At 43.7% G+C, this 14,040-nt stretch carries 14 protein-coding genes and 1 pseudogene; 7 read left to right on the top strand and 8 right to left on the bottom strand.

The annotated features are described in order from the left end of the window. Positions 1 to 13 precede the first annotated feature (13 nt). From IEY48_RS06260 to arfB, 6 genes and pseudogenes are all read right to left on the bottom strand, one after another. Positions 14 to 124 (bottom strand): DUF3859 domain-containing protein, encoded by a 111-nt coding sequence (locus tag IEY48_RS06260; protein ID WP_229786342.1) that lies wholly within the window; start codon positions 122 to 124, stop codon positions 14 to 16. A 46-nt stretch (positions 125 to 170) separates the two neighbouring features. After that, positions 171 to 341: a DUF3859 domain-containing protein gene (locus tag IEY48_RS06255; RefSeq protein WP_188918377.1), complete on the bottom strand. Its 171-nt coding sequence runs from the start codon at positions 339 to 341 to the stop codon at positions 171 to 173. A 255-nt stretch (positions 342 to 596) separates the two neighbouring features. Beyond that, positions 597 to 746: pseudogene (locus IEY48_RS06250) on the bottom strand (DUF3859 domain-containing protein); the annotation flags it as partial. A 243-nt stretch (positions 747 to 989) separates the two neighbouring features. Continuing rightward, positions 990 to 1,253 carry a DUF3859 domain-containing protein gene (locus IEY48_RS06245; protein WP_188918373.1) on the bottom strand — a complete coding sequence of 88 codons (264 nt, stop codon included), beginning with the start codon at positions 1,251 to 1,253 and terminating at the stop codon, positions 990 to 992. Between the two features lie 3 nt (positions 1,254 to 1,256). Then, positions 1,257 to 1,709 carry a type II 3-dehydroquinate dehydratase gene (gene aroQ / locus IEY48_RS06240; RefSeq protein WP_188918372.1) on the bottom strand — a complete coding sequence of 151 codons (453 nt, stop codon included), beginning with the start codon at positions 1,707 to 1,709 and terminating at the stop codon, positions 1,257 to 1,259. 101 nt (positions 1,710 to 1,810) lie between these two features. Further along, entirely contained in the window at positions 1,811 to 2,227 is a 417-nt protein-coding gene (gene arfB / locus IEY48_RS06235) for an alternative ribosome rescue aminoacyl-tRNA hydrolase ArfB (RefSeq protein ID WP_188918370.1), read from the bottom strand. 263 nt (positions 2,228 to 2,490) lie between these two features. On the opposite strand from arfB, the gene IEY48_RS06230 reads away from it, so the two are divergent. Together IEY48_RS06230 and IEY48_RS06225 are read left to right on the top strand one after the other, a co-directional pair. Next, a complete protein-coding gene (locus tag IEY48_RS06230) occupies positions 2,491 to 2,856 on the top strand; it encodes a SpoIIAA family protein (protein WP_188918368.1) in 366 nt (121 codons plus the stop codon). Between the two features lie 69 nt (positions 2,857 to 2,925). After that, complete coding sequence (locus IEY48_RS06225; RefSeq protein WP_160056019.1) at positions 2,926 to 3,102, top strand: DUF3012 domain-containing protein; 177 nt, start codon at positions 2,926 to 2,928, stop codon at positions 3,100 to 3,102. Between the two features lie 259 nt (positions 3,103 to 3,361). Here the strand turns inward: IEY48_RS06225 and IEY48_RS06220 are convergent, their stop codons facing one another. After that, positions 3,362 to 4,570, bottom strand: coding sequence for a potassium/proton antiporter (locus IEY48_RS06220; protein ID WP_188918366.1), 1,209 nt, complete (start codon positions 4,568 to 4,570; stop codon positions 3,362 to 3,364). A 305-nt stretch (positions 4,571 to 4,875) separates the two neighbouring features. Between IEY48_RS06220 and IEY48_RS06215 the strand changes: the two genes are divergently transcribed. The 4 genes from IEY48_RS06215 to IEY48_RS06200 all read left to right on the top strand — a co-directional run bounded on the left by IEY48_RS06215 (position 4,876) and on the right by IEY48_RS06200 (position 12,302). After that, complete coding sequence (locus tag IEY48_RS06215) at positions 4,876 to 5,250, top strand: hypothetical protein (RefSeq protein ID WP_188918364.1); 375 nt, start codon at positions 4,876 to 4,878, stop codon at positions 5,248 to 5,250. Positions 5,251 to 5,525: 275 nt separating this feature from the next. Beyond that, positions 5,526 to 8,342 carry a beta-helix domain-containing protein gene (locus IEY48_RS06210; protein ID WP_188918362.1) on the top strand — a complete coding sequence of 939 codons (2,817 nt, stop codon included), beginning with the start codon at positions 5,526 to 5,528 and terminating at the stop codon, positions 8,340 to 8,342. A gap of 84 nt (positions 8,343 to 8,426) precedes the next feature. Next, positions 8,427 to 11,111, top strand: a complete 2,685-nt coding sequence (locus IEY48_RS06205) for a TonB-dependent receptor domain-containing protein (protein WP_188918360.1) — start codon at positions 8,427 to 8,429, stop codon at positions 11,109 to 11,111. Positions 11,112 to 11,342: 231 nt separating this feature from the next. Beyond that, complete coding sequence (locus tag IEY48_RS06200; RefSeq protein ID WP_188918358.1) at positions 11,343 to 12,302, top strand: hypothetical protein; 960 nt, start codon at positions 11,343 to 11,345, stop codon at positions 12,300 to 12,302. Between the two features lie 269 nt (positions 12,303 to 12,571). Here the strand turns inward: IEY48_RS06200 and IEY48_RS06195 are convergent, their stop codons facing one another. Then, positions 12,572 to 13,147 carry a protein tyrosine phosphatase family protein gene (locus IEY48_RS06195; RefSeq protein ID WP_188918356.1) on the bottom strand — a complete coding sequence of 192 codons (576 nt, stop codon included), beginning with the start codon at positions 13,145 to 13,147 and terminating at the stop codon, positions 12,572 to 12,574. Between the two features lie 347 nt (positions 13,148 to 13,494). Here IEY48_RS06195 and IEY48_RS06190 point away from each other — a divergent pair, with 347 nt between their 5' ends. Beyond that, positions 13,495 to 13,962: a hypothetical protein gene (locus IEY48_RS06190; RefSeq protein ID WP_188918354.1), complete on the top strand. Its 468-nt coding sequence runs from the start codon at positions 13,495 to 13,497 to the stop codon at positions 13,960 to 13,962. The last annotated feature ends 78 nt before the right edge of the window (positions 13,963 to 14,040 follow it).

Here is a 14,040-nt window from a genome sequence, read left to right as displayed (position 1 = left end):
ATAACGCTTCACTTTATTCGGGGAGATATACCTTAAAGGTTTTGTCGGCAACAATTTTGCCATTGAGCCTAAGCTTAAGCGTCATTCGCCAGTTACCGACTTTGTTGTTTACTGGAGTCCAAATGCAATCATCATTAATGTGGTAGCGAGATTATCGATAAAGCTTCACTTTATTCGGGGAGGTATACCTTAAAGGTTTTATCGGCAACAATTTTGCCATTGAGCTCTAAGGTCATTCGCCAGTTACCCTGCTTATTACTCACTGGTGCCCAAATGCAATCACCCAAGTAAAAGCGCCAATCGTTTTCCTTGATCGATACCCAATCAACCTGACGATGCATGTTTCAGAGCTTCACCGTGTTTTCAATACTAGGCGCGTTAATGCGGTAATGTAGGTACCTTATAAATTAGCGCAACAACGCTCTTGATTTAATAATCAGGGAAACACGGTGAAACTCCCAAAGGGCAAGTTTTACACGCGTTTATGCTGCGGCTTTTGTTAATTTAGCTGATTTTGGAAAGGGAATAACCATTACACGCAATCAATGTCTTGCCTAAACGCGTGTAAACTCTTGTTGAAATCGAGCGTCTTCACTTTATTCGGGGAGATATACCTTAAAGGTTTTGTCGGCAACAATTTTGCCATTAAGCTCAAGTGTCATTCGCCAGTTACCCAGCTTATTACTCACAGGTGCCCAAATGCAATCACCCAAGTAAAAGCGCCAATCGTTTTCCTTGATCGATACCCAATCAACCTGACGATGCATGTTTCAGAGCTTCACCGTGTTTTCAATACTAGGCGCGTTAATGCGGTAATGTAGGTACCTTATAAATTAGCGCAACAACGTAGTGGGAACACGGTGAAACTCCCAAGGGGCAAGTTTTACACGCGTTTATGCTGCGTTATTGATTTTGGAAAGGGAATAACCATTACACGCAATCAATGCCTTGCCTAAACGCGTGTAAACTCTTGCTGAAATCGAGCATCTTCAGGTTGATTGGGTATGAACAGTGCCATCAAACGGTGGTCTCACATTGCCATTGTCGTCTGGAATATCAGGATGATAAATGCAGTAGGTTAATACTTGGTTTTTGGCTTTTTTGAGCCGAGCAATAAAGCCAAATTCAGTATCGATAATCGCGGGAACGTGAACTGTCGCTTCTAAAAAACGTGGCAAGTCATCGCTCTCGCTATTCCATTGGCTGAATATGCCGCTATAAATAATGCTGACATCGGCTTTTAGCTTACTCAAACCTTATCCTTTGTTGTGCTCTTGTAGGTACTTAATCGCTGCTTGCAGAGCAAAGTCATAGCCTTGTGCGCCTAGGCCGCAAATAACCCCTTGGGCTTTGTCAGAAAAATATGAATGGTGCCTAAAAGGTTCGCGCGCATGCACATTGGATAAATGCACTTCAATAAACGGAATGGCAACGCCGAGTATCGCGTCACGCAGGGCTACGCTGGTGTGGGTAAATGCAGCAGGATTGATAATAATAAACTGGGCATCGGTTGCATGAACAGCATCAATTAGCTGGTATTCAGCGTTCGATTGAATGTGCTCTAAACTGATATCTGCTTGATTAGCGGCAGTGGTTAAATCGCTCACAATAGTGGCTAAGGTTTGATGACCATAGTGACCCGGCTCGCGACGGCCAAGCAAATTTAGATTTGGGCCGTTGATCACTAAAATTTTGGCAGTGCTGCTCATGGTACTTCCTGTGGTGTGGGCAATAAAACGTGTGAGTCCATTCTTACTGAAGATGCGCGCGTGGTAAACCTAAAAATGTTCATCTAATGGCTAAAAATGCATTAATAGCCGGTTTTATTTTGGCGCATGGCTTTGGTGGCACCGCGTTGTTTTTTCGCTTCAATTCGGCGAGTTTGGCTGCCTTTGGTTGCTTTGGTCGCAATACGGGCCTTTTGTACAATGCCAACGCTTTTTACCAGCTCAATAAATTGTTCTAACGCGGTTTGGCGATTAAAATCCTGGCTACGTGATTGCTGACACTTAATAATAATTTTTCCGCTTTTAGTAATGCGGTGATCTGCTTTGGCTAACAGCTTTTGTTGATAAAATTCAGGCAAAGATGATGACGCAATATCAAAGCTAAGCTGGGCCGCTGTTGATACTTTATTAACATTTTGACCGCCAGCGCCGCTAGAGCGAACAAACTGCCATTCAATTTCGTTGTCTTGCAATATGACTCGTTGAGTTATTTGTATCATTCTGTTGAGTAAGTCCCCTTAAATTTATTCAATATCAGGTTATTATACCGTAATTGGGTGTGTATTTCAGCGGTGGCCATTTATGAGCCTGAGCGTTAACTCGCCGCGACACCAGTAAAACTCTGACTGTGCTCTGAGTTATTACATATTTAATGAAATCAATAGCAGAGTTTTGCTATTATGAGCGCTATTGTGGCTTTACACGATAGCATCAGCGTATAAAGCCTGTTCTATAGCCTTTAGATAAGGCTGGAGTTAGTGATATGTTGTGTCAAATCCCCGATATTTCCAAGGGTGTCATTAGTTTATTTGTCAGTGGCCGTTTATCTGCGCCAGATTACCGTACCCGTTTACAACCTGCTATTCGTGCCTATCGTAAAGATTGGGACCAGGTGTGTTTGTATATTGAAGCCGATGTATTGCTCGAAGGGTGGGACTTTGGTTCATTAACCGGCAGTGGAGAAGTGCAATTACCTGCTTTTGACGCGCTAGTGTTTGTTGGCGGCCCAGATTGGGTAGGTAATGCGGTACGTTTAATGGGACCATTTATGCAAGGTGAGGTAGCATGGTTTCCATTATCGCAAAAACAAGATGCTATTGCGTGGATTGCTAAACGTTCAAAGTGTTAGTTTATGGTTTGCTGATACCGAAAAGGGTCAACAAATTCCGAATATTTATTAGAAAAGGATAGCTTATTTATGTCTTTATCAAAATTAGTTGCTGCTTCAAGCGCATTGTTATTAACCCTTAGCCTTACCGCTTGTGCACCTGAAGTGGGCAGCGATGCTTGGTGTAAGCAAATGAAAGAAAAAGAAAGCGGCGATTGGACAGCAAATGAAGCCGCTGATTACGCAAAGCACTGCGTATTTAAATAAGCTCAATAATTTTATTAATTCAAGAAGCCTAATACGTCATTAGGCTTTTTTTATGGGTATTTAACCTGAGCTCGGGATAATAAACGCCTTTCAAACAGTCCTTTGCCCTGCTCACTGCGTTGAATCGACTTACAATAGGCTAGCTATTGTAAGTCAATTCGTCTTGTTAGCAGAACAAATGACAAGTTTGAAAGAGAGTGGCGGTAACATGTTAATTTTAAATAGTATAAGTTCATCCCTTATCCCGAGTTCAGGTTATTTACAAATCAGGCTTTTTAGGCTTTAAGTTTAACTTCAATTTATTCGCCAGCGGCTCAATGGCCGCTCCTTGAACAATGACCGAAATCAGCACGATGAAAAACACCATGTGGATCATTTCTCGCGAGCCTTCAACTCCAGCGGCGGCTGGAATAAGTGCAAATACAATTGGGGTCGCGCCTTTAAGGCCTATTGCAGACACAAATAGGCGTTTACGCCAATTAGCTTGCCTAAAAGGAAGGTAGCACAATTGCACTGCAAGCGGTCTGGCGACCACAATCAGTAAAATGGCAGGCAAAAGGGACGCAAAAAATACTGGCGCAAGTTGTTGCGGAAAGATTTGTAAGCCTAAAATAATAAACATCAACGACTGTGCTAGCCACGATATACCATTAAAAAAATGCTTACTGACCTCTGCACCTTTCTTTAAATAGTTACCAATAATGACGCCTGCAATGTACACCGCGATTAATTCATTACCGCCTAAAATCTCAGTGCTAGAAACGGTAATGGCAAATGTCGCCAAAATAAACACCGGGATAAGCCCAAATTCTGGCAGTTTGATGTTGTTTAGTGCCCAAACCGACAATTTACCCATAATGAGGCCGATGACCGCGCCGACACCAATTTGCTGACCTAGGCTTGTGGCGATAGATAATGCCGTTGGCGTGCCGTTAGCGCTATTGATAATAAAGTCGGTGAGCATGATAACCATGAGCAAGGCGATGGGGTCGTTGGTGGCCGATTCGAACTCTAAAATAGTGCCAGTACCGTGCTTTAATTTAAGCTTTTTAGACTCTAAAATGGAAAACACCGCTGCCGCATCGGTTGATGAGACTACCGCAGCAAACAGCATGCAAGTAATGAGGTTAAAATCGAGTAACGCATTTAAAATAAAGCCAAAAATTACCGTGGTAAAGATGACGCCCGCGCTCGACAACATGCCGCCTTCTTTCCAGGCAAAGCGAATGTGTTTTAGCGGGGTATTGAGGCCGCCCACAAAGACGATAGTGTTTAGCGCGACAGTACCAATAGTAGATGTGAGCTGAAGATTGTCGTAAACAAAGCCAAATTCACCATTACCAAAAGCTAAGCCTACACCCATAAAGATCAATAATGACGGTAAGCCCAGTGTTTTTGATGGATGGTGGAGTAAAATGCCGATAGCAATGAGGAACGATATTCCTAAAATAATAATATCTGCTGGCATATTGGCGCTCCTTTGCTACTTAGATTGTGCTTTATGGCTACTTTAACATTAAATAAGCCTAAAACTGGTTTTATGAGCATTTATTAATATTTTTTTAGACAGCCTCTATGGAGAGAACCCATTAATGGCTCAGTATACTATGATATGAGTTGTTAACGTATGGCCTTACACAGTACACAATAAGCTGTTTGTTTACCCATAAACTTAATTGGGGTTTAAGTGTGGTTATTTATTATTTCTCTAACATTTTTATTACATTACTTCAGTGGTAAAATAGATCAACTGCTGCATTTAGTGAAATCAATATGGCCATATTAATCAGTCTTTGGGGAGCGAGTATCTGTTGTTTTGGGCTGTATATGTTGTTTAAGCCTGAGGCGTTTTCAAACGCAATCGTCACCTTTAGCCATCAACGCTACTTTCATTATTTTGAAATCATTTCGCGGTTAGTGATTGGCGCAGTGCTGTTATTAGGCGCGCCTTATACTCGCTATCCATTGGTATTTGAGTTTATAGGCAATTTGTTGCTTTTAGTGGCTATTTTATTAGTTTTTATGACCGAAAAACACCACAAGCAATTTGCTGTTAAGGCCGCTAAACAAGGCCTTACCTTGTTTAGGCCTGCAGGCATTATTGCATTGTTATTTGGTATATGGACCATTTATGTAAGCTTTATTTAGCCCTATAACGGGGTCATTAAAGCAGGTCATTGATGTCATTTACTGATGAGGTATTGTTATTGAGTTTGGCTTTTTTGTTACTTTTTTCTCCCTACTGTTAAAATTTTATGCCGCTTAAGTTTCCCTGCAGCCCGCAGTAACATCAGGTTTACATCTTATTGTCATGTTGATGAAATGTTACTGTCATTTTGTCGCAGTCTTTTTGTCATTTTCACTCGCTACCTTGTCATCCAGCCGATTTACTCACACGCTTACATCCGTCTTCGGAGATGACAATGGAACTGAAAAATCTTTTTAAACTGACTGCACTTTCTACAGCCCTTGCTGCCACTTTAGGTCTTGCGGGTTGTGGTGGTGATATCAATATCAGCACTGGCAATGAAACCACAACACCAACAACGCCAACCACACCAACAACGCCTACCGAGAGCGCTCAAGAATTATCATACAGTGGCTTTGCGACTAAAAGTACGACCACAGTTGATGGTAAAGAGGTTTGGGTTTTAAAGGGAACGTTAGCCCCTTCTACCGCAGCGTCAACAATCAGCACCGGCGGCCAAGATGGCGACTTAATCGTATTGGGTGATGACGTTGTATGGCAATTAGATGGCGCCGTGGTTGCAGGTGGCGACAATGAAAATTCTGTTGAGTTATCTATTTTACCGGGTACTAAAATTTTAGGTGGCAGCGACTCTTACCTAGTGATTAGCCGTGGTTCAACAATCATGGCTGAAGGTACTGCCGCTGAGCCAATCGTATTTACCTCGGTTGAAGCAGGTTTAGGTGAAGAAGGTGAAGCGGGTCAATGGGGCGGCTTAGTGTTACTGGGTAACGCGCCGGTAAATACCTGTCCTGACTTAACTAACTGTGACGCATCATTCGAAGTAGGCAGCTACAGCTACGGCGGTGATGACACCGAAGATAACTCTGGCTCAATCAAATATGTCCGTGTTGAATTTGGTGGTTTTAAAATCAACGATACTCAAGAAATGAACGGCATCAGCTTTGCAGGTGTCGGTGCAGGCACTGAAGTTGACCATGTTCAAGTGCATTTAAATAACGATGACGGCCTAGAGTTCTGGGGCGGTAACGTTTCTGTTTCAAACATCGTACTGACTGAAAACTTTGATGACTCGTTAGATTGGACTAACGGTTGGCAAGGTAGTGCGCAGCACGTTTACATTCGTTTAGCTGACAACGGGTCAAACCGTGGTATCGAAGCGGACAGCAACAGCGATGCCAATGCAACACCCATGTCACAGCCTGCACTGGCTAACATCACTATTGAAGTCGCTAACGGCACGAACAGCGGCGGTGACGATGCTGAAGGTATTTTGTTCCGTAAAGGTACAGGTGCTTTTGCCTATAACATGCTTGTTAAAGGCGATGTGGATTCTGGCGAATGTTTAGAAGTGAACGACGACGCCACCGTTAACAACGCCAATACTGCAGCGTTAACCATGCAAAACAGCTTAGTGGATTGTGTTGAGCCATTTAAAGATGCCAAAGTTGATGCCGAAGCGGGTACAAGCTTAGCGCTAGATGTTGAAGCTTGGTACACAGGCCAAGAAGGCAACCTAGTGGGCGCATCTGACCTAGACGGTTACATGCCTAACTCATCATCGGTTGCATTAACTGGCGGTAAAGCTGACTTAAGCAACCTTGATGCACGTTTAGATAATGCTGAATACATTGGTGCTTTTGATGGCACAAATGACTGGACTACCGGTTGGACGACGGCCATTCATGACGATGTAGATACGACTCCTGAAGCCTTACCTGTTATGACATCTTGTCCTGTAGGTACTACTGCATCTAACGCGGTAGCGGGTTTATATAAAGATGCGTCTGTCACCCTAATCTGTACGCTTGAAGGCAACGTGTTAAGCAACACCACACTGCTTGCCGGTCAAAACGTGATGTACAAAATTGATGGCGGCGCCGTGCTGGTAGGTGAAGATAAAGGCACATCAGTAACCCTCGCTATTCAGGCTGGTACTAAGTTATTTGCAACTTCTAACAGCTATATTGCCGTGAGCCGTGGGTCTAAAATTATGGCTCAAGGCAGCGCTGACTATCCTATCGTGATGACGTCTGAAGAAGATGTGATTGCCGGGGCTGAAGGTGAGCGCGGTCAATGGGGTGGGTTAGTTATCCTAGGTAATGGCTTAGTGAACACTTGTTCTGATGCAAATGCGTGTGACGCATCGTTCGAAGTGGGCGACTTCCCATACGGTGGTAACGACAATGCAGATAATAGCGGTCAAATTAGCTACGTGGTTGTTAAGTATGCAGGCTTTAAAGTGAACGATACACAAGAAATGAACGGTATCTCGTTTGCTGCAGTGGGCAGTGGTACGCAAGTTGACCACATTCAAGTGCATGCTAATGGCGATGATGGCGTAGAGTTTTGGGGTGGTGCAGTTAACCTTAAATATGTGTACCTAACTGAAAACTTTGATGATTCATTAGACTGGACTAACGGTTGGACTGGTAAGGCGCAGTTTGTGTACATCACCCATGAAGATGGCAACGCAAACCGCGGTATCGAAGCCGACAGTAATAGCTCAGGCGCAGCGGTCTCACCAGTGTCTGCTCCAAAGCTTGCTAACTTCACGATTTTACCCGGTGTTGATTCGCCAAATGCGAGCGGCGATAACGGCGAAGGTATCTTGTTGCGTGTCGGTACAGCAGGTGAGCTTTACAACATACTGGTACAAGGTCGTAAAGGTAGCACTGCAGAGACAGAGTCTGGCGAGTGTTTAGAGCTTGACGGTTCGGTGTCGAGCCTAGTGGATAACGTTAATGACGGTTCGCTAATGATGACTCACTCAATCATCGATTGTAACGAGCCATTCAAGACATCAGGTACTACCGACATTGATACTGAAACCTGGTTTATGGGCCAAGAAGGTAACTCAACATCAGTGGTGAGCATTACCGACGGCATGCCAGCAGCAAGTGATACAACGCTACTTGGTACAGGTAAAGACTTAAGTACTGATGACAGCTTCTTCGAATCAACCGACTTTATTGGTGCATTCGATGGCCAGACTGACTGGCGTCAAGGTTGGGCTTTTGAGCCACAGTAATTCCCTTGATTAAGTAATCAGTGACCTATTAATAGCCGCTCGCAAGGGCGGCTATCTCTGAACCGCATACAGGATAGTATAAGTATGAAAACCAAGCCGAGTTTTACCGTTAATAAATTAAGTCTTGCCATTATCTCTGTGATTTCTGCGGCGACCTTATTAACTGCTACCCCAGTATACTCGCAAGAACCAGAGCCTGCTCGTGACCCAGGCGAAGTGATTCCGATTGAGCCAATTGAAGTGATTTCAGTCACAGGGCGTTTACGCAGCTCAGCCTCAGAAGCCACAGAAGAACGTCGCGAACAAATTGCTGTAGCCGATATTATGGGCTCAGAACAAATTTCAAGAACCGGTGACGGTGACGCAGCCGCAGCGCTTCGTCGTGTGACAGGTTTAACCTTAAAAGATGGTAAATTCATTTACGTACGTGGTCTAGGTGAGCGTTATTCAAGTACCTCATTAAACGGCTCGACAGTACCATCGCCAGACCCAACACGTAATGTTGTGCCGCTTGATATGTTCCCCGCATCGATCATTGAATCGCTCTCGGTGCAAAAGTCTGCGTCTGCTAACTCGCCAGCGGCATTTGGTGGCGGACATGTTGATATTCGTACTAAATCAATCCCGTCTGATTTCTTTTTTAAAGCCTCAGTAGGTGGCCGTTACAATACTAACGATTCAGACGACAGTTACACCTATAACGGTGGTGGTAATGATTGGACCGGTCAAGATGACGGAACTCGCAGCATGCCGAGCAATATTAATGACACCATTAATCAATATGGTGGTATTAGCCCTATTGATATTTTTAGTGGCTCAAATGGTGCGGTAGATTTTGCCGGCGCGCAGAAAATTAACCGCGAATTATCGTTAGACATGTATCGTGACATGACAGTGTTTACTCAAAGCACAGAGCCTGCGGTTCGCGGTGATGTTGCCATTGGTGACCGTTGGGACATTAGCGACGATATCGTATTCGGTGCCTTGTCTGCGGTGTCGTACAAAAGACAAGCAGAAAACTACACTAAGCGCGAAGTTGAGTTAGATGGCGACAGCAGCCAAATTCAGATTGAAAACCAAAAAGACGTAGTGGGTACCGATTCAATCGTGCAAGTGTCAGGCATGTTGAACCTAGGATTAGAGATTGGTTACAACCATAAAATCGAAACCTTCACGACCTATCTGCAAGACACCTCTGATGATGTCTCGGTGGGTATTGAAGAAACCATCGACACCCTAGCCGAGCCAAACGCGCTGCAAGTGTATAATATCGATTATGAAGAGCGAACGCTGATAAGCAACCAGATTAAAGGCCATCACTTTATTGAAGATTTTAATGATGCCGAGTTTAGCTGGAAGTTCTCTGACGCACGTTCTGAGCGTTATGCTCCGAATGAAGTCTCATACACATACAACGTAGTATTAGATGACAATCAAGATTTATTGTCACGTAACCTCAATACTCAAGATGCGCCCAAATACGTTTATAGCCGCTTAAATGACGACACTCAAAACTACGGTTGGGATTTTACTTACCCGATTAATTTAGACGGTGCGGTGGTTAAGCTCACCACAGGTTATGAATACTTTGAACGCACTCGCGAAAGCTTTGCCACACGCTTAGGCTTAGATGTTGATTTAAGCCCTACCGATGTTAACGGTGACATTTTAGCCGGTGACTTTGATGAGATTTTCTCAGACAGTAACATCAGTAACGACGTGTTAGATCTTGAGCTTAAAGACGCGTCTACCGACACAGAAGATTACATCGCCGCCGAAAAAAATGATGCCGCGTTTGTTAGCATGGACATCGACTTTGACGACGTTTGGCGTGTTTATGCCGGTATTCGTTACGAAGACTTTCGCCGTGTGACACTGCCAATTGATCCTGATGGTGAGATTTCAGACGAAGGTGGCCGTTATGATCTTGAAGATTATGCCATCGCTGAAGACGGCTGGTTCCCTTCACTATCAATCACCTGGAAACAAACCTACACCACACAATGGCGATTTGGTGCAAGTAAAACCATCGTGCGCCCAGACTTGCGTGAAGTGTCGCCAGTACGTTTCCAAGACCCAGCAACAGGCTTTGACTTTTTTGGTAACCCAGAGCTAAAAAGCTCAGACATTCTTAACTTAGACTTACGTTGGGAATACTACTCAGATTCTGGCAACAACTTCAGTGTAGGTGCATTCTACAAAGACGTTGACGCGCCGATTGAACCAATTCAACGTATTTCAGAGGCGGGTCGTCAGCTTAAGTTTTATAACGCTCAGTCGGGTCATATTTACGGTGTTGAAACTGAGTTTTTACAAGAACTTGAGTTTTTAGGCCGTGATGGCAGCATTTGGGAAGACTTCTTTATTGCGGGTAACTTAACCCTAGGCGATTCAGAAATTGATATCGCGGCCAATGGCGAAATCGACCCAACTCACCAAACTCGTCGTATGACAGGGCACTCACAGTGGGTGGCTAACTTGCAATTAAGCTACGATTCATCAGACAGTTATCACAGCGCGACCTTGGTGTATAACGTGTTCGGAGAGCGCATTGCTTACGGTGGGCGTGGCGGGTTAGATGATGTATATGAAAAGCCATTTCATAGCCTAGACTTTACCTATACATTCTTCCCAACAACCAGCACCACGGTGAAGTTAAAAGCCAAGAATATTTTAGGTGAAACCACCGAGTACGAGCAGCAAGACTATCAAGTATATGCCAAAGACCCTGGCACAGAATACACTTTACAGTTTAGCTATGAGTATTAATGACGTGAATAAATAAGATTAAAACGAGTACTGGTTTAGTGGTTTTTACTCATCATTTCAATCACTAAAAACGTGCATGGCCACTTTCTTCGGAACAAAGAAAGTGGCCTTTTCATTCTATTTATTGTTATTTTAGCGTTTTAGAACGATATGATTTACCAATCTTTTTCAACTCAATATTGTTAATATACCTCTACTTTTTGCCAGCGGCTGCTCGAGTAACTCATCATTATGTTTAAGCGTATTTCTGTGTTTGTATATTTAATCTTAGCGTTATCAACCAGTGCCTGCGCAATGCCTACAGGTATGAGCCAGGCGGGCAGCATTACAGCGCCGTCAATAGACGAAGCCAGCGGTCTAGCGGTATCACGGGTTAATGATCAAATATTGTGGGTGCACAACGACAGCGGTGATACAGCAAGGATTTTTGCTATCGATACCCAGGGGCAGCAGTTAGCCACACTCAATATTACCGGTGTAAAGAATACCGATTGGGAAGATATCGCCTCGTTTGTTTATCAAGGCGAGTCGTATTTATTGATCGCCGATGTGGGTGATAATCAGGCAAGGCGATCGCAGTATCAGCTACATTTGATCAAAGAGCCCGATTTAAGCCAGCTCAATGGCCAAAAAAACTTGTCGGCAACCCCGGTTTGGAGCATGACATATACGTACCCAGATGGAGCTCACGATTGTGAGTCAGTCGCGGTAGACACTGTAAAGGGTAAAATACTGTTACTGACCAAACGTGATACACCACCCGTATTGTATGAGCTGCCTTTAATCGCACCAACGCTACAAAGTGGATCAAATAACTCATCTACTCAAATGATTAAACAGCAAGCCCAAAGGCTAGGTGAAATCGCGCCTTTACCTACCGCGGTACTCGATTATGTCAGTATTTATACCTGGGCAGGCTTTGCCGGAACCCCCACCGCGATGGATATCTCTGCAGATGGCTTGTCGGCTGTGGTATTAACCTACACCCACGCGTTTTATTTTAGCCGCACTCAACCCAGTGATTGGTTAAGCTTGTTTTCAACAACGCCACAACAAATTGCTCTGCCCGCAATAAAACAAGCCGAAGCGGTAGCGTTTAGCCAGGACGGCCAGAGTATTTATATCACCTCAGAGATGATCCCTGCACCTGTGTATAAAATGGATTTGAACAGTGCTGGTACGCCGCAGTAGATAACGTTATTTGCATTGTCACTTGTTGCCCGATATTGGCCAGATATTGACCTGATACAGTCACAGACAAGGGCATAACGTTAAGCCTTTATCATTAAGTGCTGAGAGTCCGTTTTTTTAAGCGTCACCGGGAGGGACTTTGCTCCAGCCCGTCATCCTCGAATGTTGTTATCGGGGATCCAGCTCTTACTTTTAAGATAGAGAAGATGACAGTAAAGCTAATGTTAAAGCGCATTTAGGCTAAGACGAACGCCTTATTTTCAGTCTGGCTATTGAGTTTGATATTGCTGTGTTGCCTCTTCTATCAACTTTTTCCACTGTGGGTATTCTGCAAAGCTTTGTTGTAAATCGCCCCAGGGCGTCAGTGCCTCGGCCATTGACGGCGCGTTATTTTGGCGAGTTTGGTATAAATAATAAAAGGCAGAGGCGCGATAATTAGCGGCGCAATGGACTAGCACTGGTGCATCGCCATTTTGCTGCATCAAGCTATAAAACTGCGCTAGGTTTTCTTGTGTAGGGTTTTGCCAATCAACACTGATATTGTGATAGTTCATGCCCAGCTGAGTGACGATTTGCTGCTCATTGGGTAATGCATTTGGATTGTCGTTAGGGATCAGGTTTATCACGGTTTTAATACCCGCCTGAGCAAGTTGTTCAAATTGCAGCTCTGTCGGTAACCCCGAGGTTATCACCTGTGGGTTATTAAACTTAACCGCTTTTATGTCGCTAAGTTTGCTGGTGTCGATATTTTCCGTACTTTCTGCACTATTCACTCCCACGCTGAAAATCAAACAACACATTAATATGCTGGTGGACAGTAGGTTAAAACCTTGTGGTGTATTCATGTTACCCCCTTGAGTTGATACGTGATAGCGTGTGATGAACTGCTGTGGCTTGAAGTTAACCATATCATTGTTGAGTTTGCAGATAAAAGTGACTTGCCTAAAGTGGCAGCTTGAGCAGGCTAAGCCTACTGTTATTTCGGTAATGCTGTATAGCCAGAATCGAGCTCTATCTTTGTGTTCTGCGCCTATGGCTATTAATGTCGTGATGTAGCGGTGTAGTGAGGCTTTATCGCTTTACAACAATAAGATAGCAAATGTAGGATGATATTAATCAATACGTTAAGGGGCTGGCTTTACTGAGCAAGTCCTTCAGTAAGCTGTTAGGGCTTCCAAGGATCAATTTTGTTATGGAGAAGATTAAAGGGATATGTTTTTTTGCTCTGACATTTTTTAGTTTTTTTGGTGTGGTTGTTTTCACCCCTGCGCTTGTTTATGAAGTTTTTCAAACGTCAGATTCGAAAATTGTCGAAGCTGAAGTGATAGAGTCTTATTTTGGATATGAAGACCTTTTTGGTCGTGAAGCTTGTTCTTTAGAAGTTGAACTTAACATTTTATCGACCAATGAAAACGTCATTGTCAGAAATGCCAAGCCAGGTGATATTGCAATATGTAGCTCAAGGAAGAAGTTTGCAGCCAATTATCAACCAGGAGATTTTACGATTGTTTTTTTATCAAAAAATGGAGAATATTACCTTGCTCTAGGTTCATACCTCGAAGCTATGACACCAGGAATACTTAGTATCGTATGGTTTGTATTTTTCTACTCATATATAAAAATACACCGTAAGAGGGCCTCACAAGTAAGCTCTAACTAAGAAGTTAAATCTAGTGGGGTCATATAAACTAAATTTATTCGGCCCAACTTAAACACGACCCCACTTTTGCAAACTCGG

The sequence above is a fragment of the Shewanella saliphila genome (genome assembly GCF_014648295.1).
GTDB lineage: Bacteria > Pseudomonadota > Gammaproteobacteria > Enterobacterales > Shewanellaceae > Shewanella > Shewanella saliphila.
The sequence above is the reverse complement of the archived record's forward strand: the minus strand, read 5'-3'. Positions and strand labels throughout refer to the sequence as shown.

Excerpts from the sequence above, each read along its gene's own strand:
- IEY48_RS06255 (WP_188918377.1), bottom strand. The coding sequence starts at position 341 with ATGCATCGTCAGGTTGATTGGGTATCGATCAAGGAAAACGATTGGCGC.
- aroQ (WP_188918372.1), bottom strand. The coding sequence starts at position 1,709 with ATGAGCAGCACTGCCAAAATTTTAGTGATCAACGGCCCAAATCTAAAT.
- arfB (WP_188918370.1), bottom strand. The coding sequence starts at position 2,227 with ATGATACAAATAACTCAACGAGTCATATTGCAAGACAACGAAATTGAA.
- IEY48_RS06230 (WP_188918368.1), top strand. The coding sequence starts at position 2,491 with ATGTTGTGTCAAATCCCCGATATTTCCAAGGGTGTCATTAGTTTATTT.
- IEY48_RS06225 (WP_160056019.1), top strand. The coding sequence starts at position 2,926 with ATGTCTTTATCAAAATTAGTTGCTGCTTCAAGCGCATTGTTATTAACC.
- IEY48_RS06220 (WP_188918366.1), bottom strand. The coding sequence starts at position 4,570 with ATGCCAGCAGATATTATTATTTTAGGAATATCGTTCCTCATTGCTATC.
- IEY48_RS06215 (WP_188918364.1), top strand. The coding sequence starts at position 4,876 with ATGGCCATATTAATCAGTCTTTGGGGAGCGAGTATCTGTTGTTTTGGG.
- IEY48_RS06210 (WP_188918362.1), top strand. The coding sequence starts at position 5,526 with ATGGAACTGAAAAATCTTTTTAAACTGACTGCACTTTCTACAGCCCTT.
- IEY48_RS06205 (WP_188918360.1), top strand. The coding sequence starts at position 8,427 with ATGAAAACCAAGCCGAGTTTTACCGTTAATAAATTAAGTCTTGCCATT.
- IEY48_RS06200 (WP_188918358.1), top strand. The coding sequence starts at position 11,343 with ATGTTTAAGCGTATTTCTGTGTTTGTATATTTAATCTTAGCGTTATCA.
- IEY48_RS06195 (WP_188918356.1), bottom strand. The coding sequence starts at position 13,147 with ATGAATACACCACAAGGTTTTAACCTACTGTCCACCAGCATATTAATG.
- IEY48_RS06190 (WP_188918354.1), top strand. The coding sequence starts at position 13,495 with ATGGAGAAGATTAAAGGGATATGTTTTTTTGCTCTGACATTTTTTAGT.